Source organism: Flexithrix dorotheae DSM 6795, from assembly GCF_000379765.1.
GTDB lineage: Bacteria > Bacteroidota > Bacteroidia > Cytophagales > Flammeovirgaceae > Flexithrix > Flexithrix dorotheae.
This window is the reverse complement of sequence record NZ_KB903443.1, coordinates 481,956-503,559: the sequence shown is the minus strand read 5'-3', so window position 1 is coordinate 503,559 and position 21,604 is coordinate 481,956. Positions and strand designations below refer to the sequence as shown.

General features: G+C 35.8%; 16 protein-coding genes. 7 read left to right on the top strand and 9 right to left on the bottom strand.

Annotated features, from left to right (window positions below):
* Positions 1-4: 4 nt before the first annotated feature.
* From A3EM_RS0117610 to A3EM_RS0117595, 4 genes are all read right to left on the bottom strand, one after another.
* Complete coding sequence (locus A3EM_RS0117610) at positions 5-382, bottom strand: hypothetical protein (protein ID WP_020529556.1); 378 nt, start codon at positions 380-382, stop codon at positions 5-7.
* Positions 383-476: 94 nt separating this feature from the next.
* Positions 477-1,523, bottom strand: coding sequence for a vWA domain-containing protein (locus A3EM_RS0117605; protein ID WP_020529555.1), 1,047 nt, complete (start codon positions 1,521-1,523; stop codon positions 477-479).
* A complete protein-coding gene (locus A3EM_RS0117600) occupies positions 1,516-2,406 on the bottom strand; it encodes a hypothetical protein (protein ID WP_020529554.1) in 891 nt (296 codons plus the stop codon). The genes A3EM_RS0117605 and A3EM_RS0117600 overlap by 8 nt, the downstream gene beginning before the upstream one ends.
* A gap of 117 nt (positions 2,407-2,523) precedes the next feature.
* The gene (locus A3EM_RS0117595) at positions 2,524-3,405 is read right to left on the bottom strand and encodes a DUF58 domain-containing protein (RefSeq protein ID WP_020529553.1); all 882 of its coding nucleotides are present in this window, start codon (positions 3,403-3,405) and stop codon (positions 2,524-2,526) included.
* A gap of 309 nt (positions 3,406-3,714) precedes the next feature.
* On the opposite strand from A3EM_RS0117595, the gene A3EM_RS42775 reads away from it, so the two are divergent.
* Positions 3,715-4,083 carry a DUF4296 domain-containing protein gene (locus A3EM_RS42775; RefSeq protein WP_044238685.1) on the top strand — a complete coding sequence of 123 codons (369 nt, stop codon included), beginning with the start codon at positions 3,715-3,717 and terminating at the stop codon, positions 4,081-4,083.
* A gap of 66 nt (positions 4,084-4,149) precedes the next feature.
* Positions 4,150-5,520, top strand: coding sequence for a methyltransferase RsmF C-terminal domain-like protein (locus A3EM_RS0117585; RefSeq protein WP_020529551.1), 1,371 nt, complete (start codon positions 4,150-4,152; stop codon positions 5,518-5,520).
* On the opposite strand, the gene A3EM_RS0117580 is transcribed toward A3EM_RS0117585, so the two are convergent.
* Together A3EM_RS0117580 and A3EM_RS0117575 are read right to left on the bottom strand one after the other, a co-directional pair.
* Positions 5,517-6,179 carry a hypothetical protein gene (locus tag A3EM_RS0117580; protein ID WP_157637937.1) on the bottom strand — a complete coding sequence of 221 codons (663 nt, stop codon included), beginning with the start codon at positions 6,177-6,179 and terminating at the stop codon, positions 5,517-5,519. The two genes, A3EM_RS0117585 and A3EM_RS0117580, sit on opposite strands and share 4 nt — an antisense overlap.
* 137 nt (positions 6,180-6,316) lie before the next feature.
* Positions 6,317-6,748 (bottom strand): MarR family winged helix-turn-helix transcriptional regulator, encoded by a 432-nt coding sequence (locus A3EM_RS0117575; RefSeq protein WP_020529549.1) that lies wholly within the window; start codon positions 6,746-6,748, stop codon positions 6,317-6,319.
* A 628-nt stretch (positions 6,749-7,376) separates the two neighbouring features.
* On the opposite strand from A3EM_RS0117575, the gene A3EM_RS0117570 reads away from it, so the two are divergent.
* From A3EM_RS0117570 to A3EM_RS45940, 4 genes are all read left to right on the top strand, one after another.
* A complete protein-coding gene (locus tag A3EM_RS0117570) occupies positions 7,377-8,651 on the top strand; it encodes a serine hydroxymethyltransferase (protein ID WP_020529548.1) in 1,275 nt (424 codons plus the stop codon).
* A gap of 17 nt (positions 8,652-8,668) precedes the next feature.
* A complete protein-coding gene (gene tatC / locus A3EM_RS0117565) occupies positions 8,669-9,619 on the top strand; it encodes a twin-arginine translocase subunit TatC (protein WP_020529547.1) in 951 nt (316 codons plus the stop codon).
* Between the two features lie 154 nt (positions 9,620-9,773).
* The gene (locus tag A3EM_RS0117560) at positions 9,774-11,573 is read left to right on the top strand and encodes a penicillin-binding transpeptidase domain-containing protein (protein ID WP_020529546.1); all 1,800 of its coding nucleotides are present in this window, start codon (positions 9,774-9,776) and stop codon (positions 11,571-11,573) included.
* A gap of 103 nt (positions 11,574-11,676) precedes the next feature.
* Entirely contained in the window at positions 11,677-12,243 is a 567-nt protein-coding gene (locus tag A3EM_RS45940; RefSeq protein WP_020529545.1) for an SPOR domain-containing protein, read from the top strand.
* 3 nt (positions 12,244-12,246) lie between these two features.
* On the opposite strand, the gene A3EM_RS0117550 is transcribed toward A3EM_RS45940, so the two are convergent.
* The gene (locus A3EM_RS0117550) at positions 12,247-13,035 is read right to left on the bottom strand and encodes an enoyl-CoA hydratase/isomerase family protein (protein WP_020529544.1); all 789 of its coding nucleotides are present in this window, start codon (positions 13,033-13,035) and stop codon (positions 12,247-12,249) included.
* A 336-nt stretch (positions 13,036-13,371) separates the two neighbouring features.
* On the opposite strand from A3EM_RS0117550, the gene rpoC reads away from it, so the two are divergent.
* Entirely contained in the window at positions 13,372-17,679 is a 4,308-nt protein-coding gene (gene rpoC / locus A3EM_RS0117545; protein ID WP_026210372.1) for a DNA-directed RNA polymerase subunit beta', read from the top strand.
* 85 nt (positions 17,680-17,764) lie between these two features.
* On the opposite strand, the gene A3EM_RS0117540 is transcribed toward rpoC, so the two are convergent.
* The gene (locus A3EM_RS0117540; RefSeq protein ID WP_020529542.1) at positions 17,765-18,544 is read right to left on the bottom strand and encodes a DUF1190 domain-containing protein; all 780 of its coding nucleotides are present in this window, start codon (positions 18,542-18,544) and stop codon (positions 17,765-17,767) included.
* Between the two features lie 305 nt (positions 18,545-18,849).
* A complete protein-coding gene (locus A3EM_RS0117535; protein WP_020529541.1) occupies positions 18,850-21,027 on the bottom strand; it encodes a bifunctional alpha,alpha-trehalose-phosphate synthase (UDP-forming)/trehalose-phosphatase in 2,178 nt (725 codons plus the stop codon).
* Positions 21,028-21,604 lie beyond the last annotated feature (577 nt).

Below are 21,604 nucleotides of genomic sequence, written 5' to 3'. Positions count from 1 at the left end.
AATTCTAATTTTCCTGCTTAATAACCAGGTTTTTTAATTTTACTTCAGGTTCATTTTCCAAAGTACAAACCCTAAAAGAATGAAGGGAAGGTTCCGCATTCGATTCCAGATAAATTTCTTCTTTAGGCTGATTTTCTTCCTGATTACCTGCACAAATAAATGCAGGCTCAAAGGCAACAAATACTTTATAGGGATTGGTATTCTTCACCCGAATCACCACATTAAGATTTCCACTGATTTTGGAAGAAGTTTTCATCCAAACAAATTCAACCCCATCCTGAGTACTTAATTCCTGCCAATCTTCTTCATTTACCTGAGCACAGGCAAAGTTGATAACAAAAAAAAGATTGAATAATAATATATATTTATTAGTTGGTTTCATGAGTATTTGGTTTAGTTGAAAGAATTTACAGCAGTATTTTCAAAATAACTAAGCCTTTATTTTACGTATTTTCGTTCTTTCTGGTTCCAAAATGCTAATCTTCCATGGCATTCACCATAAAGGTACTTTTAGTTCCTAGAAATAAAAGAAACAGAATAATCGAGAGCAATAAGTAGATAAAATAGTAATCTTTGGTGTCCTGAAAACGGGTTTCCTTTATTTCTGCCTTTTCATATTCATCAATTATTTTAAAAATCTCATCGAGTGCTTTATTATTGGTGGCCCTGAAATATCTACCTTCACCAATTTCGGCAATTTGTTTCAGAACAGTTTCATCGAGGCTTTGCTCTATGTATTGCCTTCTTCCGAACATATCAGTTCCAAAAGGAACTTTCCCCTCTTTTCCCACCCCAATGGTATACATCTTAATTCCCTGATCTTTTGCCAGGTTGGCTGCAGTAATCGGGTCAATACTTCCGGCAGTATTTTCTCCGTCACTGAGCAATATCATGACTTTTGATTTTGAGGTAGAAGACTTCATTCTATTTATAGTTACGCCTATAGCAAGACCGATAGCAGTTCCGCCTTTTTCAATCATTTTAAAGTCAATATCATCAATCAGAGAATTGAGTAATTCATAATCTGTAGTAAGTGGTGAGTAGGATATGGCTTCTCCCGAAAAAATAACCAACCCAATTCTGTCCTGAAATCTGCCAGAAATAAAACTGTTAGCTACTTTTTTAGCGGCATCAAGTCGATTGGGAATAAAATCTTCTATTTGCATGGATTCAGAAATGTCCAGAACCAGCATAATATCGATACCTTCGGAGTACTGCTCAACCTTTTCATTAGACCGTTGTGGTCTTGCCAGAGAGACTAATAAAAAGAGTGCAGATCCTGCCAGAAGAAGAGGAGGAACAAATCTGAGGATTGCCGATGTGCTTTTCCGTGCTTTGTTTTTAGGCAAGGCAATATCAAGTTTTTGACGAATTTGATAAATCACAAACCATCTTAAAACAAAGATTAGGGGAATGACGGCAATAAGATAAAGGAATATTTTATTCGCCCAGTCAAATGCCATAAGGGTATCTGGCATAAACCATTGCAGGCTCCATACGTCTCCAATTCCAAAACTATCCATTTTTTATTTCCTCTACTTTCTTGTTATAAATTTTTATGGCAAAGTCTCTTAAAACAACCAGGTTGTGCTCGGTCTCATTTTCCGTTTTTCCTGCATAAATTGCCCGGTCTAAATTTTTGAGAGCTTTAAACAAATCCTCATTTTCCAAACTGGCAAAAATCTCTTTCGATGTGAAACTGGCCAAAGGAAGTTTTACTAATTTTCCTGAGTAATTTTTCCAGGTTACCAATGCCTTTTCCAGTTCGGTTTTTTCTTTGGCACTTTTCAAATATTTCTCAAAGGTGGAAATAAACCTGTTGTGTTGATTGCGTAATTTTCCCAATAAAAAGGATTTTTTGAATTGTTTGCCAAAAGCTAAAAAGATAACCACGATAATTGCCAATCCAGCACCCACACCCATCCAAAATTGGAAATGATCAAATTCCTTATCGATTATAGCCATTGTGGTATTTGGCTTTACTACTTCCTCAATTGAATCTGGCAAAACGGTAATTACTTCTACCAGCACTACACTGTCCAGTCCTGGTCGATAGTCTACTTTTTCTCCCTGATTCATCCCTTCTATGGGAACTGAAAGATACTGAATTCTATCAAGCTCGAAGGTGGAAAGTTCATAGATTACGCTATCATAACTGCCATTTTCATCGGTGGAAGTGGGAAAAAATGATTTACTTACAAATTCAAAGGGAGCAAAATTATAAGTTGAATCCGGGAAGATAATTTCCAAATTGGGATCGTGCCTAAAACCGATCACATATTTTACCGGTTCCCCAATTTTCACACTATCTTTTAAGAATCTGGCATGGGGTTGTCCGTCCTGGGCAATGGCCTGAAATAGTATTAAAAAATTGAAGAGAAGAATATATAAAAATTTTATAATCATCTAAGTAATTGATATGGGCAACTCAAAGTCCAGGGACTTATTTAATGTAATTGAGGTAACAGTGGTTAATAAGTGAAATCGGTAAAATTTCAAATATAAGTGGTCTTAATGATTAAATTATTTTCTGTATTTATTTCTGATTTTAAAAAGCTTGATAAGCTTTGGAACATAATCTTCTTTGGTATTGATGTAAAGATAATTAGCGTTGTTTCGTTTGCAAATATTTTGAAGTTCTTCCCTGCCTCCCTGATAATATTGATCGATATTTTTTCTAAAATGTTTGGAGGAAGTATTTACCCAAACAGTTTGTTTTGATTCCTTTTCATAAAGGGGAATAATACCAAGGTTGGGCAATTGTGTTTCCCGGTCATCGGCAATATGGATTACGATCAGGTCGTGCTTTCTGGCAATAGCTTTTAGGTTCCTTTCATAATTTTCATCTAAGAAATCCGAAATAATCACCATCATGCTTTTTCTTTTGGTGAAAGATAAGGCAAGAGACATGGCCTTATTGATGTCGGTTTTTAGGGAAGATGGTTTAAGATTAAAAAGTGTATTAATCATTTCGTACCCATGCTTTATTCCCTTGTCTGGTTTAATGTATTTTTCCTTTTTGTCACTAAAACAAAGCAATCCGGTAGAACTATCCTCTTTGACGGCCGATAGCGTAAGCACACCACAAATTTCTTTACTTACATCAATTTTTTGATTATTTTCCTTTCCTATTTCCTGGGAGGCACTCACATCGAGAATAAAGAAGATATTTTGTTCCTTTTCTTCTTTAAAAGTTTTTATAAAAGTACCATGTCCTTTTGCAGAAGCATGCCAGTCGATATGGCGCACATCATCTCCATACTGATATGTTCTTACATCATCAAAAATTAACCCCGAACCCTTAAAAACAGAGTGGAAATCTCCCTGCATCTGAGAATTAATAGCCTTCCTGATTCTAATTTCGTAATGCTGAAGTTTTTTGATAATTTGCTTTAAATCACTCATATATTAATGGAATATTGGCAAAAGGATAATAAAAAAAATACGGGATGAGGGTAGTCTAATCAAAAATAAAAGCCAAATTACTGATAAGAAACCAAATAATCCTATTTAACAGTTTTTAACTTCACCACTTTCGCATATTTCTTCAAAATTTCCCAAACTCTTGAGTTAGGTTTAGCACCTTTGTAGTTCTAAGCTATTGAATTCTTTAGATGAAGTTGTGTGGTTAAATTTTAATTTTTTAAATATTTTAATTTTAGGTGGAAAATGTAGCTTTATACAACTTCAAATTAATTGATAATTCCTTCAAATATGTTCAGCAGATTATTTTTTCTTGTTAGTCTTATATTTTTAATGGTTTCTTGTTACGGTCCCAAAAAAAGAGATATTCCTGATGGCATACTTTCAGAAGAGGAAATGGTGAAGGTTTTGATTAATATTCATTTGTCGGAAGCAAAAACCAATGATGTAAAAGGAAAACCTAAAAGAGAACAAGTGGCTATTTACAGACTTTATGAAGATGAGATTTTTGATGAGTTTGGAATTGATAGTCTTACCTTCAAACAAAGCCATGATTTTTATATGGAAAATATTTCGGAAATGAGGGATATATACAAGCAAGTGGTTGATAGCCTGGGAAAAATGCAAAAAATGCTGGAGGAAGAAAAAAATAAAAAATAGTAGGGGAGCCATTGTTAAATTACCCTCAACGAATAGTTTAAATTATCCCTTATTAAAAAAAGAAATTTGTTACCTGAAGATTTTAAAAATAGAATTCAAACACAACTTGAAGATTCCCAGGAATTGTTTCAAATTCTGGAGGGTGATTCACCGGTTTCTTTAAGACTTAATCCGAATAAAAAAATAAAACAGTTTGAGGACTGCCAGGAAGTTCCCTGGTGTGCGAATGGATTTTATCTGGAGGAAAGACCGGATTTTTATAAAGACCCGCTTATTTTCAATGGAAGCTATTATGTGCAGGAAGCTTCTTCCATGTTTTTGGATACGGTGTTGAGACAGGCCACCCGACTGGATGAGGCTCCGAAAATACTGGACTTATGCGCAGCCCCTGGTGGGAAAAGTACCTTAATTAGCTCTTTTATTGGTGAAAAAGGAATGCTGGTTTCCAATGAAATTGTAACCAAAAGGGTTAATCCTCTTATTGAAAATATTCAGCGATGGGGAAATTCGAATTGTATTGTCAGTAACAATAGCCCGAAGGACTTCGAACCTCTGAAATCTTTTTTTGATGTTGCCGTGGTGGATGCTCCCTGTTCAGGGGAGGGGATGTTCAGAAAGGATAAAAAAGCTGTGAGAATGTGGTCGGATCAATTGGTAAGATCATGTGCCATCCGTCAGAAGCAGATTCTGGAAAGCATTGAGAGGACAATCAAACCAGGTGGGCACCTGATTTATAGTACCTGTACTTATGCCACTGCTGAAAATGAAGAAAATCTAAAATGGCTGGCGGAAACCGGAAATTTTAAATCAATCCGAATACCATTAAAGGAAGAGTGGGGAATAGAAGAAGTAACTGAGGAAGTTGGGGGCGAAAATTTTTATGGTTATCGGTTTTATCCTCATAAGGTGAAAGGAGAAGGTTTTTTTATTACCTGCCTCCAAAAAGAAGGGGAAATCATCTCCAATCAAAAAATAAAAACACCTAAGAAATCCAGAAAGGTGGAGTTTATGCCAAAAAAATATTTATCCACTTTCAAGAAATGGATAAAGGATTCGGAATATTATGATTTCATTCTAAATGATGATCAGGTTTCCATTTTCCCAAAGTCCAATATTCACGACTTCAGGTTATTAGCCCATTTTCTTTCTTTAAAACTTATCGGAGTTGATATTGGGAAATTTAAAAATGGCAAATTCCAACCTTCTCACCATTTGGCTATCAGTAATGTTTTAAATAAGGGAATTCCGGCAATTGAGCTTAATTATGATCAGGCAATTGATTATTTGAAAAGACAGGATTTTGACCTTGAATTAGGGAACTCAAAAGGTTGGGTTTTAATGAAATACCAAAATCAGGTACTTGGCTGGATTAAAGCACTGCCCAATAGATTCAATAATTACTATCCTATGGATTGGCGATTGAGGAAAAATTTCTAATTCACTGAATAGGTTGCCAGGAAACCAGCTAGTCTTTCGAATTTTTGGAACATAGGTTTGGAAACTCCAGAGATTTTGAGTTGTTCCTTGTAAATTTTTACTAATTCCAGAAACTTTGGGTTATTCCTTAGTTTGGCCACTATAATTCCTTTAAAACACCGGTGATTCTGATTGTATAAATATTTACATGGTTTTTTGGGGAATTTATTAAGAATGGTATCCAGCGTTTCCAGATTACTTGTTTTATTGAGGAAGCCAAAACCCTCATTGTGTAAAAAGAGCTGAATTTCCTCAACCGTAAAATTTAAATCTTCAAGGTCCATAATTTTATACCGGAAATATTTATTCCTGGTAAATTTTCCTATGGAAATAATTAAGGTGTTGGAGTCCTGATGATACTCTTTATGGTTATCCAGAAATTGTTGGGCAATATCTTCCACCAGTGAAAAGCGAATGCCGATATTCATATCAATAAAAAACTCTTCATCATATTGGCTAATGGAAAAAATCACATTTTGAAAACCATCGGCATAGGTTTTTCTGAATTGTTTTTTACCGGCCATCATCTCAAATCCATGCTGTAAAAAAAAATCGTAAAGCTTTTGGTACAATAATGATTCTAGTTCTGAGGAATTCATAATTGGTAAACGCTTTGCCATAGGGGTAAAGTTTAAATTTTTTTAATCACTGTTTATCTGATAAGCTAGGAAACTATATTGCTAATCAGACAAGGTAAAACCTTAATACAGCGATAAAAGATTTATCTGAAACTTTGAAAAATGGTTTGGCAATAAGTTTAGCGGGGAAGATTTTTGAGAATTTTCTCAAGGATATTGGAAAAACTTGTTAATTCCTCTTCATTAAGAGTTGTCCGTATGTGCAGGGCAAAGGCGCGATAAATTTTATTTTCAGCTTCAATAATTGTTTTACCTTTATCCGTTACATGCAAATTATAACTCCTCTGATCATCTTCAGACTGAACTTTGATGATATAACCTTTATCCACCAGTTTATTCACAATTGCCGAAACAGAAGGCTTGGTAATCTGCAATGCTTCAGCAAGTTCAGTAAAGGTAGGTTTACCTAAACGGTCTATCAAATCAAGGTAATAATACTGATTTATGGTAAGTTTTGAAAATTCGTCTTCGCTCAATACCGATTCTTTATTCTCCTTGGTGGATTTTGAAATGAAATCAATAACCTCAAAAAGTAACTTCTCTATTTCCATTGTTAGTTCCTGTGTTTTCTACTATCCTTCTCATGTATTGCAGATTGCTGATTAGTGAATTAAGCAAAGGGTAATTAAAATTGAATAATTTTATTGTAAAAGGATTATGAATAATTACCAGCTTTTTCCCATCATAAAAATTGGGATTTCACTTCAATAAGTAATGATATTGAATAGGCTTCTAAATTTAGTTAAAAAAAATTATTACTCAATATTGGTAGAGATAATTTCCCTTTTCATTTGTTTAAAAATATTTTTGAGTGCATTGAATTTCGTTTCAAAGGGCATATTTTTCTTTTTTGCCAACCCATCGATAATTTTTCAATTGGAAGTTTAAAAACATCATTTTATTGATTTTTCCAATATTTATAGCTTTAAAAATACCTGATATATTGGATTATTGTCAGAATTTTTCTGCCTGTAAAAAGCATTAAAAAAATTACTTCATAAGTCACCTGTTGTTATATAAAATTGCTTGAAGTAAATTTGCCTTCTTGTTAAGAGGTTGAACAGAATTAAATATCTTAAATAAGTGTTGCAACTATTTGACTATGAGATAAAAGGCCTCAAAATAAAATAGTACGGGTACTTAAACTGAATTAATTTTATCATTTTTAAATCATCATCAATGGAAAGGGATAGCCAGATTTTTGAAATTATTGCCAAGGAAGAGAAAAGACAAAAGTCGGGGATTGAATTGATAGCATCGGAGAACTTTGTTTCTAACCAGGTAATGGAAGCCATGGGCAGTGTATTGACCAATAAATATGCAGAAGGACTTCCCGGGAAGCGATATTATGGGGGCTGTGAAGTTGTGGATGTGGCAGAAAACCTGGCAATTGAGCGATTAAAAAAGCTTTTTGGAGCCGCTTGGGCTAATGTTCAGCCGCACTCAGGAGCGCAGGCTAATGCAGCTGTAATGCTGGCTGTTTTGAATCCTGGTGATAAAATTCTTGGATTTGATCTTTCTCATGGTGGTCATTTAACTCATGGATCTCCTGTAAACTTTTCCGGAAAACTTTACCAACCCTTGTTTTATGGTGTGGAAAAAGAAACCGGGACTATTGATTGGGATAAAGTGGTGGCTAAAGCCAGAGCCGAAAAACCTAAATTAATTATTTGTGGTGCTTCAGCTTATTCAAGAGAATGGAATTATAAAGCTTTAAGAGAAGTAGCAGATGAAATTGGAGCTTTAGTATTAGCAGATATTTCCCATCCATCAGGATTGATCGCCAAAGGTTTGTTGGATGATCCTTTAAAGCATTGCCATATCGTGACTACTACTACACACAAAACCCTGAGAGGTCCAAGAGGTGGTGTAATTATGATGGGGGAGGATTTTGATAACCCATTTGGACTAAAAACACCAAAAGGCGTTACAAGAAAAATGTCCTCTCTTTTAGATTCAGGTGTTTTTCCAGGTACTCAGGGTGGTCCGTTAGAGCATGTAATTGCTGCCAAAGCAGTAGCATTTCAGGAAGCCTTGTCCGATGAGTACTTAACCTATGTAAAACAAGTACAAAAAAATTCGCAGGCTATGGCAAGTGCATTTTTATCGAAAGGTTATGACTTAATTTCCGGAGGAACTGATAATCACCTGATGCTTATCGACTTGAGATCAAAAGGTTTAACCGGAAAAATTGCGGAAAATACGCTGATAAAAGCAGATATTACCATTAATAAAAATATGGTTCCTTTCGATGATAAATCGCCATTTGTGACCTCAGGTATGAGGGTGGGTACAGCAGCTATTTCCACCAGAGGACTGATAGAGAGTGATATGTCCAAAATAGTTGATTTGATCGATACTGTTTTAATGAACACAGAAAATGATCAAAAAATAAAGGAAGTAAAAGAAGAAGTAAATAACTGGATGTCAGAATATCCTTTATTTAAAGGTTAATAAAAAAATTGCCAAGAATGTCTGAGAATAATGATTTGCCGGAAAAATGGGAGCCTTCTAATATAGGAGGCTTAGACCAGGTACATGTAGAGGAGGAACCACAAGGGGATGAGGAAATGTCCTTTTTGGATCATCTTGAAGAGCTAAGGTGGCACTTGATGCGTGCTGTGGGCTCTGTATTGGTCTTTTCTATCATAGCATTTATCGCCAAGCCTATTGTATTCGGGGTCATTATTTTTGGACCAAAAAATGAAAATTTCATTACCTACCGGCTCCTTTGTAAACTCTCCGACCTTGTTGGGTCAGATGCCTTATGTATTGAAAAACTTTCTTTTGAGGTACAAAACAGGGTTATGACCGGCCAGTTTACCATGCATATTCTGGCTTCTGTTGTTGTAGGTTTGGTTTGTGCATTTCCCTATGCCTTTTGGGAGCTCTGGAGGTTTGTGAAACCAGGCTTGTATACTCATGAACAAAAAGTGACCAGCGGAGCTGTATTTTTTGTAACCTTATTGTTCCTTACAGGAGTGTTTTTTGGTTATTTCATCCTATCTCCACTTGCCATTAACTTCCTTACAAGTTACCAGGTGGATGAAACCATAATGAATGAAATTGACCTTACTTCCTATGTGTCAACCATTGCCATGATGGTATTGGCCTGTGGGTTAATGTTTCAGTTGCCAATGGTAGTCTATTTCCTTTCTAAAATAGGAGTAGTTACTCCGGCCTTAATGAAGGAATACCGCAAGCATGCATTTGTAGTTATTTTGGTAGTTGGAGCCATCATTACACCTCCAGATCCAATTACTCAGGTTTTTGTGGCATTGCCCATATTTTTTCTTTATCAGGGAAGTATACTTGTTTCAGCCTCAGTTCACAGGAATATGAAGAAGGAAGAACAAGAAGCAGAGGAAAGATTGGCTAAAAGTGAGGCAGAATCTGAGGTACAATCAGAATTTGAAGATTAATCTAAATTACCCAAAAGGAAAAACTTTCTTCTAGGGAATTTTAAGAATTCAGATAATTTAATTATTGTGGAATGGTTATTTCTATAACCATGTTAATCTGATAAATCTGATTTTTTAAAATAAGTGCTCCTTAGGCATCTTAATTTTTTTATAAGTGGAAGAAAGAAAAATTTTTATAGGTAGTTTTTTCGTTTTTTTTGCGGTGGTTTATTTAGTCAAACTACTGCAGATTCAGGTATTTGATGTGAATTATCAGCGTAAAGCAGAAAACAACATCATTGATAAAATAACTGAATATCCATCCCGGGGGATGATACTGGACAGGAATGGGGAAATTATTGTAAGAAACCGGCCTGTCTTCGATTTAATGGTTATTCCCAAAGAACTTAAGATAAAAGATACCACTGCCTTCTGCGAGTTTTTTAATATTGATTTAGAATTCGCTCGCGAAAAATTACTTCAGGCCAAAAAATACTCTCAGGTTCAGCCTTCCATTTTTCTTAAACAATTATCCACTGAAGATTTCGCAAGGATTCAGGACAGGTTAGCTGATTATCCCGGAATTTATACCTCAGAAAGAACAATAAGGGATTATCCGGGAAGAAGCTTGGCAAATTCTGTAGGTTATGTGAAAGAGGTGGATAAAAAGTTTTTGGAAAGTGAAGAAGGGAAAGGCTACAGACAAGGAGATTTGGTAGGGAAAAGTGGACTGGAGCGGTATTACGAGAAACAATTGAGGGGAAAGCGAGGAGTAAGTTATGTAGTACGTAATGTGAAGGGAGTAAAAAAGGGAAAATTTCATGATGGAGAGTTTGATACTTTACCCCAAATTGGAAGTAACCTGATTACGGGCATTGATTTGGAATTGCAGCAGTATGGGGAAAAGCTGATGGTGAATAAAAAAGGAGCTGTAATTGCGGTAGACCCGGCAACCGGAGAAATACTTACCATAATTTCTGCCCCCGATTATGATCCAAATCTGCTAACAGGAGAAGGAAAGAAAAGTAGTCAGAATTTTGTTGATCTTGCCAGAGATCCCAATAAGCCCTTATTTAACAGGGCAATACAGGCTACCTATCCACCGGGGTCAACCTTCAAAACCGTAATGGCATTGGTAGGCCTTCATGATCATGCATTGGATTCCAGTACAACCTATTTCTCCTGCGATAAAAGTTTAGTAGGTTGTCATGGACACCCGTCCCCCTTAAATGTTTATGGCTCTATACAGCATTCCTGTAACCCTTTTTATTTTAAGGCACTAAGGAAAATAATCAATCAGGGAAGGAGCAATGATGAAAGGGAAGACACCAGAATTGGGTTGGAAGCCTGGAAAGATCAAATGTTGCAGTTTGGCCTGGGGAAAAAATTAGGAGTGGATTTACCCTTTGAATCAAGGGGAATTATCCCTTCACCTGAATACTATGACAAAAACTATTATATCAAAAACTGGAGGTTATCCAATGTATATTCCATAGGAATTGGGCAAGGGGAAGTTTTATTAACACCACTTCAGTTGGCCAATCAGGCAGCTTGTATAGCCAATCAGGGTTGGTACATCCCTCCTCATCTGGTTAAGGCTATAGGTGACAGTGTTTTAACTTTTGAAAAACAAAAAATCAACATTGAAAAAGAGTATTTCGATTATGTGTCACGGGCGATGGGGAATATTTATACGGCAAGTATGTCCAAAATTCCGGGATTAACAGTTTGTGGCAAAACCGGAACCGCGCAAAACCCTCATGGGGAGGATCACTCCGTATTTATGGCTTTTTCTCCCAGAGTAAACCCCAAAATTGCCATTGCAGTTTATGTGGAAAATGCCGGATTTGGTGGGTCTTGGGCAGCTCCCGTAGCCAGTTTAATGATTGAAAAATACATTAACAAAGAAATAAGCCAGGGAAGGAAATGGATAGAAACCCGTGTGTTGAATGGGAACTTTATGGATGTACAGTAGGGTAAATTGAAATTTTTGTTGCAAATTTAACCCTGACATTTCAACTATAATTTAACAAAATAGAAAAAATACCTTTATCATCTTGAGAGATAAATTCTGAAACATGAGTAAATACACTTATTTATTTTTTTTAGCCGGATTATTTTTAATTGGCTGTAAAGGAAGCCAGGTAGCCAATACTTCAGGACCTTTTAAAGATGATATTTCATTATATAAAGTGAAAATTGAATCTGAGCCTTCAGGAATTGCAGGCGTTGATTCTGTTGAAGAAAATGGGCAGGATTCAGGAATAATTACCAATGTGGTTCCTCAACCAAAAACAAGTATCAATTATCAGCTCGATCAACAATCCATTCTGATTGCCCAAAAAAATCTTGAGGATTTAACAGACCACGGGACAAAGGGATTTAGAATTTTGGTTTATTCTGGTGGTAGCAGGGATAGAGCTGAGGAAATTGAAAAAGATTTAATTTTATACGAAAAGACCTACCAGATTTTTGACGTACCAAATTATAAAGTAAAGGTTGGAGATTATTTCACCAAGTTGGAAGCCAATGGTGCGCTTGTTCAAATTAAAAAAGAGTATCCACAGGCTATAATCATCCCCGATATTATTGAAGTGAATCTGGATGACTACATTTTAGGAAAAAACGGAGCAGAAAAAAAATAGGGGTTACCATTTCAATGGTTCCTTATTTAAAAAAGCTGAAATTCCTTTTTTACAGTCTGTAGTTGATCTTGAAGATGCATTTTGAGATGCAGCTAATTCCATTGCCTTTTGTGTATCAAGCACCTGAATATCGTTTATAAGTAATTTTGTCAGTGCCATTGATTGTTCCGAATTGGTTTCAATAAGCCTTTTTGCAAATTCTGCTACATATTTTTCCAAATCTGGATTTTCCACAATATCATTTATTAGATGATATTGTTTGGCTTTGGGGGCCAGTATTAAATCTCCGGTTAATAATAACTCTTTGGTAATTCCCTCTCCCAATTTTCTAAGCAAAAAGAAACTGACTATGGCAGGAATGAATCCGATTTTAACTTCAGTATACCCGAACTTTGCCTCAGGAACCGCAAACACAAAATCGCAAACTGTTGCTAAACCACAACCTCCTGCAATGGCATGCCCATGAACCTGGGCAATTACTACTTTTGGTAAAGTATATATTTGTTGAAATAACTCCATGAGGTTGTGTGAATCTTCCAGATTTTCCTCATATGAATTATTTTGTAATTTTTGGATATAAGCAAGATCAGCCCCTGAGCAAAAAACCTTTCCATTAGCTTTCAAGATGACAACTTTACCCTGGTTTTCATTTTTGGCATGGGAAAATGCTGATTTTAGTTCATTTACCAATTGAGGGTTGAGCGCATTTCTTTTTTCAGGCCTGTTTAGGGTAATATATATAATTCTTTCTTTTACGGTGTATTCTATAAACTTAAAGTTGGATTTATCCATTATTGGTATTTGAGTTTATTTATATTGTTGTAAATCAGTTGGTTGTGTTGGTTTTTGATTTTTGTGTGATGGATGACTTCAGGTTGTATTTCTAATATTCAACTTCAATCGATACTATTATTTAGCTTTAGTCTGGTTTAATAAATTTTAAGTCCAATTTTTTTATTAAAAGAGGAAATATAGATAAAATGACAAGAGATTAATGGGAGGAAAATGTTAAAAAAATATAAAGCAAATGCCTATTTACGAAAATTGTAGAATTTTTACAAGTAATTTTAGCAAATAAAATATAATTATCTATATTTGCAAGTTCAAAAAAAGTATACTCTTTTTCAAATGGCGTTCAGAAAAAATAAAAAAATCTCAAACGACTTTACAAGAGTCACAATCAGTTTAGCATCACCGGAATCCATTCTTGAGAGCTCCCACGGGGAAGTAACTCAGCCAGAGACAATTAACTACAGAACATATAAGCCTGAAATGGGTGGTTTGTTTTGTGAGCGGATCTTTGGACCAGTAAAAGACTGGGAATGTCATTGTGGAAAATATAAAAGAATCAGGTACAAAGGAATTATTTGTGACCGATGTGGAGTAGAAGTTACCGAGAAAAAGGTAAGAAGGGAAAGAATGGGTCATATTCAGCTTGTTGTGCCTGTTGCTCACATCTGGTATTTCCGATCGTTGCCAAATAAAATTGGTTACTTGTTAGGCCTTCCTTCTAAGAAATTAGATCAGATCATCTATTATGAGCGATATGTAGTTGTTCAGGCCGGGGTAAAAGCAGAAGACGGTATTAACTATCTTGATTACCTTACTGAAGACGAATATCTTGATATTTTGGATAAACTTCCAAGGGAAAATCAACAACTTGATGATGATGATCCTAATAAGTTTATTGCCAAAATGGGTGCTGAGGCATTGGAAATGCTTCTTTCCAGAATTGATCTTGATTCTCTTTCATATGAATTGAGAGATAATGCTGCTAATGATACTTCTCAGCAAAGAAAAGCAGAAGCTTTAAAAAGGCTGAAAGTAGTTGAAGCATTGAGAGATGCAAGAAGCAGAATTGAAAACAGACCCGAATGGATGATCATTAAAATGGTACCGGTAATTCCACCAGAATTACGACCATTGGTCCCTTTGGATGGAGGTCGATTTGCAACTTCTGACCTTAATGATTTGTACAGAAGGGTAATCATTAGAAATAATCGATTAAAAAGACTTATTGATATAAAAGCACCTGAAGTAATCCTTAGAAATGAGAAAAGGATGCTACAGGAAGCTGTAGATTCACTTTTTGACAACTCAAGAAAAGTAAATGCTGTAAGAGCAGATGGAAACAGACCATTGAAATCTTTAAGTGACATGCTTAAAGGTAAGCAAGGTAGATTCCGTCAAAACTTATTGGGTAAAAGGGTTGATTATTCAGGTAGATCTGTAATTGTGGTTGGTCCGGAGCTTAAAATGCATGAGTGCGGGCTTCCAAAAGATATGGCAGCTGAATTATTCAAGCCGTTTATTATTAGAAAACTGATCGAAAGGGGAATCGTTAAAACAGTTAAATCTGCAAAGAAAATTGTAGATAGAAAGGATCCTGTTGTTTGGGATATCTTAGAAAATGTTTTAAAAGGACATCCTGTAATGCTTAACAGGGCTCCTACGCTTCACCGATTGGGTATCCAGGCATTCCAGCCTAAACTTATTGAAGGAAAAGCGATTCAGCTTCACCCGCTTGTTTGTACTGCATTTAATGCTGACTTTGACGGTGACCAGATGGCTGTTCACGTACCGCTTGGGCACGAGGCAGTTCTAGAAGCTTCTTTATTAATGCTTGCTTCTCATAATATTTTGAATCCTGCAAACGGTTCTCCAATTACAGTACCATCACAGGATATGGTTCTTGGGCTTTATTATCTAACCAAAGGAAGAAAGTCTACCAAGGAACTTGAGATTAAAGGAGAGGGGATGACCTTTGCCAATTCGCAGGAAGTAATTATTGCGATGAATGAGGGCAGGGTAGCCAAACATGCTAATATTAAGATCAGGACTAGGGTTAGGGATGAGAAAAATGGTGAATTATCTACACAGATTGTTGAAACTGTTGCAGGTAGGGTTCTATTTAATGAGTATGTTCCTGAAGAAGTAGGATATGTAAATGAACTGCTTTCTAAAAAGGCGCTTCAAAAAATTATCGCCAAAATCTTTAAGATTGTTGGAATGGCCAGAACGGCTAAATTCCTTGATGATATTAAAGAACTAGGGTTTAAGATGGCCTACTCTGGTGGTTTATCATTTGGTTTGAATGATATTATCATTCCAGATATGAAAGATTCCATGATTGAGGAGGCTAAGCAGGAAGTTGAAGTAGTTTGGCAAAACTATTTGATGGGTCTTATCACTGATAATGAGAGATACAATCAGGTAATTGATATTTGGACAAGGATAAATTCTAAGTTGACTTCCACTCTAATGGACAGAATGGAAAGCGACCAGCAAGGATTTAACTCTATTTATATGATGATGCACTCCGGAGCAAGGGGTTCCAGAGAGCAAATCAGACAGCTTGGGGGAATGAGGGGATTAATGGCCAAGCCTCAGAAGAGTCTTCAGGGATCAGTTGGGGAAATTATTGAAAACCCAATTCTATCAAACTTTAAAGAAGGCCTTGATGTATTGGAGTACTTTATTTCTACTCACGGTGCAAGGAAGGGTCTTGCAGATACTGCTCTTAAAACTGCGGATGCTGGTTATCTGACAAGAAGATTAGTGGATGTTGCTCAGGATGTTGTAGTAACTGAGTACGATTGTGGAACATTAAGAGGACTTTCTGTAGAAGCTTTAAAAGATAATGATGATATCATTGAGCCACTAAAAGAAAGAATTGTAGGTAGAGTAAGTGTACATGATGTTTATGATCCATTGACTGATGAATTAATCATTGCTTCAGGTCAGGAAATTACTGAGGAAATTGCTTCAAGAATTGATGATGAAACTTCAATTGAGGCTGTTGAAATCAGATCTGTATTAACTTGTGAAACCAAGCGTGGTGTTTGTGCCTTGTGTTATGGTAGAAACCTGGCTTCAGGAAGACTGGTGCAAAAAGGAGAAGCTGTTGGTGTAATTGCCGCTCAGTCTATTGGTGAACCTGGTACTCAGCTAACCTTAAGAACATTCCACGTTGGTGGTACTGCATCAAACATTGCGGTTGATGCTTCTGTAAGGGCAAAATTTGCTGGTAAGATTGAGTTTGAAGAAATGAAATCTGTACTTACCAAGAATAGTGAAGGAGAGGAGTTAGAAGTGGTAATGTCAAGAACCAGTGAAGTAAAAATTGTTGATAAAAACGGAAGGGTTCTTATTAGTAATCACGTTCCTTATGGTGCTTTCCTAAGAGTGAAGGAAGGTGACAAAGTAGAAAAAGGAGATGTAGTTTGCTATTGGGATCCATATAACGCGGTTATTCTTTCTCAATTTGATGGTAAAATCGAATTCGAGTCAATTGAAGAGGGGATTACTTATAGAGAAGAGTTTGACGAACAGACTGGTCACAGAGAGAAAGTAATTGTTGAAACAAAGGATAAAACCAAAAACCCAACAATTATCATTCATTCTGATACCGGAGAGGTTGTGAGTAGTAATATTCCAGTAGATGCTCACCTTGCAGTGGACGATCAGCAAAAAGTAACTTCAGGGCAGATTCTTGTGAAAATTCCAAGAGCAATTGGTAAAAACAGAGATATTACCGGAGGTCTTCCAAGGGTAACTGAATTGTTCGAAGCAAGAAACCCATCTAACCCTGCTGTAGTTACAGAAATTGATGGTGTAATTTCTTATGGTGGTATTAAGAGGGGTAACAGAGAGATTTTTGTAGAATCTAAGGATGGTGTAAAGAAAAGGTATTTAGTTAATCTTTCTAAGCATATTCTTGTTCAGGAAAATGATTATGTGAAGGCCGGAATGCCATTGTCTGATGGAGCTATTACACCTTCTGATATCTTAGCGATTAAAGGGCCGACTGCAGTACAAGAATACCTGGTTAATGAGATTCAGGATGTTTATCGTCTTCAGGGTGTGGGCATTAATGACAAGCATATCGAAGTGATTGTGAGTCAGATGATGCAGAAAGTTCAAATTGTGGATAGTGGAGATACGATGTTCTTACCTGGACAAAATGTTGATAAATTTGTATTCAGGGAATCAAATGATGCGATCCTTGACAAAAAGGTAGTTGTTGATGCCGGGGAATCTACTATTATGAAACCAGGAATGATCGTTTCTGCTAGAAGATTGAGAGATGAAAATTCAAGTCTGAAAAGGAAAGATATGAAGCTTGTGAAAGTAAGAGATGCACAAGCTGCTGTTTCTAAACCAAACCTTCAGGGTATTACCCAGGCTTCTTTGGCAACAAATAGCTTTATTTCTGCTGCTTCCTTCCAGGAAACAACAAAAGTACTAAGTGAAGCTGCTATTAGAGGTAAGAGAGATAAACTGAATGGATTGAAGGAAAATGTAATTGTAGGTCATTTGATTCCAGCAGGTACCGGTCTGAGAGAATACCAGGATATTAAAGTTGGATCGAAAGAGGAATACGATGCATTGGTAGCTTCAAGAGAAGGATTTAGAAGTAGAGAATATCAAGATTAAGAAATATATTTAAAATTCTGAACGCATTAAAAAAACCGTTAGCTATTTGGCTAACGGTTTTTTATTTTATAAATATTTATTTTTTTTATTTCCCCCCACTGGAGAAAGATCTTGATCTTGAGGAGGAACTTGAAGAATACCTAGAATCTGATCGGGAAGTTTTAGAGTTAGAAGTTCTTCCTCCTGAGCTTCTAGCAATACTATTATTTACACGGCTTTTGAGTGCGCTGTTTGTATTTGCTCTTCTGTGGAAATTAGGATTTTGTTTTCGGGAAACATCAGAAAGAGTTCCATACCTGGTAGTGCCGGCAGAAGTTACTCCTCCATAATAAGGTCTCACTCCCCTGTAATTATCTCTGTAGTCATAGTAAGATGTTCTGTAAACCGGACCAGCCATTAATCCCATCATTGAACTCATAAAGGCATATTGTCCATAAAAACTCCAAAAAGATTGTCCACTACTGTTAGTTTGCCAGTGTCCGTACTTTTCATTTCCAACATATCTGGAATATCCTGGAGGAGCCGTTTGTTTGGTTACGACCCCATCATTTTTTGAAGCTACTTCCATTCCCATATCATTCTCATATCTGGCAAATGTATTTTCATCTACAATATACCAATCTGTTATTTCCTCATAGGGAGTTTGTGTACTATCTGCTTTTTCCTTAATTATTTTGTATTGGTGTTTATAGGTATCCGATAAAAAGGCTCCTTCAACGTCCATATCATACAAAATAATGGTAAAGTTTTTCTCACTATCCATCTTTTTGATTAATTCATCAATTGGGGATTTATGAAAATCACCCGAGCTGGAACATGAGGTTATAAAAAATATTAATCCAATTGCGAAATATAGATTTTTCATTATGTACTTTAAATTGGTTTTCAATACCCCACAGGGTTTTTTTATATAAGTATAGATTATTAGAATTTATTACAAATTACAAGCTTAATTTTCAGACTAATTTGAAAATTAATTTACTAATAGCACGCTGAAGATTTTCATTTGGTAACTGACAGACAACCTTTTGCCTTTTTGCCTGAACAAAACCGGAAACTATAAGAAATTAAAGTTACAGAAAAACATCATAGATATCCACCCATTGGGTGGTTGCCTAGCACAAAAACAATTCTAAATAAAAATAGATTCAACCAGGCTTTTATTAGAACTTATTCCATAAATCCTTTTAATAAATTTCTTACCTCGTCTGATGATTTGATATTTAACCTTGCTACAGAGGCCGTCAAACCAACTTTAATGGTGAAGGCATTTTCAGGCATTGCTTTGAAGGTATCTTCATCTGTAACGTCATCACCTATCGCAATAATAAAATCATTTTCAGTATTATTAAGCCATTTCCTGGCTGCCTTTCCCTTATTTATGGCCCTGTTTTTTATTTCAATTACTTTATTCCCCTCCATGGTCTGCAAATCCATATTGGCAATCAGGTAGTTGAGGTTTGAAAGCAACTCTCTGGCCCTGAGTTCGCCAAAATCTGTGTCGGCTTTTCGGTAATGCCATACAAGAGAATAATCCTTATCTTCTATAAATGATCCTGGCGTTCTATCCACATATAGTTCAAGGATATGCCTGATTTCTTTTTTCCAGGTTTGGTCAATATTGTCAATCATAATCCATTTTTTACCAGACTCCTTCAGCCAGACTCCATGTTCAGCAATAAGGTCCAGATTCAGGTGGCCAAGCCATTCCCCTAATGTACCTTTATCCCTTCCACTTATAATGATGACTTTATTTTTAGGATTTGCAGTTAAGTTTTCAAGAATACTTAATAATTCTTTATCCGGTGAAACGGCTTTTGGATTAGATGAAAATCCTTTCAGGGTACCATCGTAATCAAGGAAAAGAATTCTTTCCTTAGATTTTTTATATTTTTCAATTATCAGGTCAGCGGTTTTTCCTGTGACCATTTTCATATTAAGGTCTTTCTGCTTGCGTTTGATAAAATCAAGCTGTTCGAAAAATACTTCTACCCATCTGTGGATGTTATATCGTTTGAGTTTTTCCTGCATCTCCTCATTTCTTGCAATTTGCTCAGCTTCAGGCATTTCAAGAGCCTGATGCATAGCATTCACAATTTGGTCGATATCATTTGGGTTAATCAGGATCGCTTCTGACATTTCTTTAGCAGAACCAGCCATTTCACTCAAAATCAGAACCCCTTTCTTATCCAATTTGCTGGCAATGTATTCTTTACAAACAAGGTTCATTCCATCTCTTAATGGGGTGATTAATGCCACTTCCGCACTACTGTATAATGCTGATAAAGAATGGAAAGAAAAAGACCGATAAAAATAATGGATTGGATTCCAGTCAATTCTGCTATATTTTCCATTAAGTGCTCCAACCAGGGTGTCAATTTCATTTTTCAATTGGTTGTATTGTTCTACCTTCACCCTTGAAGGAACTACAATAAGGATTAAGGAAACTTTCCCAATGTATTCAGGATATTTCTCCAGGAAAATATCAAAAGCCTGCAGCCGCTGTTTTATCCCTTTAGAATAATCGAGCCGGTCGATTGATAGCACAACTTTCTGGTTGGAGAGAATTTTAAAATACCTTTTAAGTTTATCAATTGTTTCAGGAGCATGAGTAGCCTTGGCATATTTATCATAATCAATGCCCATTGGGAAGGCGTCAACACCAATCAATCGGTTATTAATTCTGATTTGTCCCATTGTATTGCCATGGCCCAATATCCGGTTAACCGAACTTAAAAAGTGACGCATATCATCATAGGTGTGAAACCCAATAAGATCTGAACCTAACATTCCTTCGAGGATTTGCTCCCTCCAGGGCATTAGCCTGAATATTTCAAAGGACGGGAAAGGAATATGTTGGAAAAAACCGATTGTGGCATTAGGTAGTTTTTCCCTCACCATACTAGGTAAAAGCAGTAATTGATAATCATGAATCCAGATGACATCCCCGTCATTAGCATGATGCAAAATGGCATCACAAAACTTCTTATTTACCCTTACATAAGCATCCCAAAGGCCTTTATCATAGGTCGCATATTCTGTGAAATAGTGGAAAAGCGGCCAAATGGTTTTGTTGCTGAATCCTTCATAGTAATCCCTTATATCTTTCTTACTCAGGAAAACGGGAGCCATATTGTCATTGGCGAGTTGAGAAGTAATATTCTCTTTATCACTTTCTGCGTAATCGTGAAAGCCAGGCCATCCGATCCAAAGGTTATTTCCTTTTTTGTAAATGGAGCCCAGCCCGGTTGCTAATCCACCTGCACTAGGGTGAAAATGTAATTTGTTTTCAATATGTTGGATTGTGACTGGTAATCGGTTTGAGACGATCAATACTTTTTTTGACATTAAAATTTTTAGTTTAGTACTGTTATTTAATGAATTTTATGTTTAATAAATAGCTAAACAGATGATACAGGTAAGTTGTATTCTAAAAAATCCTTCATTACATATTATAGATATAAAATTGTTGAAATGAAAGCGGTTTTTGAAAATAAAAAAATAATTCAAGAACCTGTTTTGCACAAACCCATCTACTCCCTTGAATAAGGGTTTTGGAAAAAGAGTTTTTGTAATGAGGACAATTCTTTTTACAAAATTAAGATTATTTCTGGTTTAAACTTAAGAATATCTGTTTACCCTCTCAAAAAATATGAATTTGGTTTAATTAAAAAATACTACAAATAAAAAAAACCTTCCACATGGTGAAAGGTTTAAGATTCAATTATTATTTTAATAAAATTATTAAACTGGATTTTAATTGTGATAAATTCTTAAGATAGCTTCTAGCTCGTGAGAATAAATTCTGGTGAATGGCTCTTTAATTCGTGGTGATTTCATGTCAAATTAATTTATTGAATAGATAAAAAAATCCCTTCCGAGTTGAAATATTTTATAATTAAGGGTTATTGTAAAGTTCTACTTT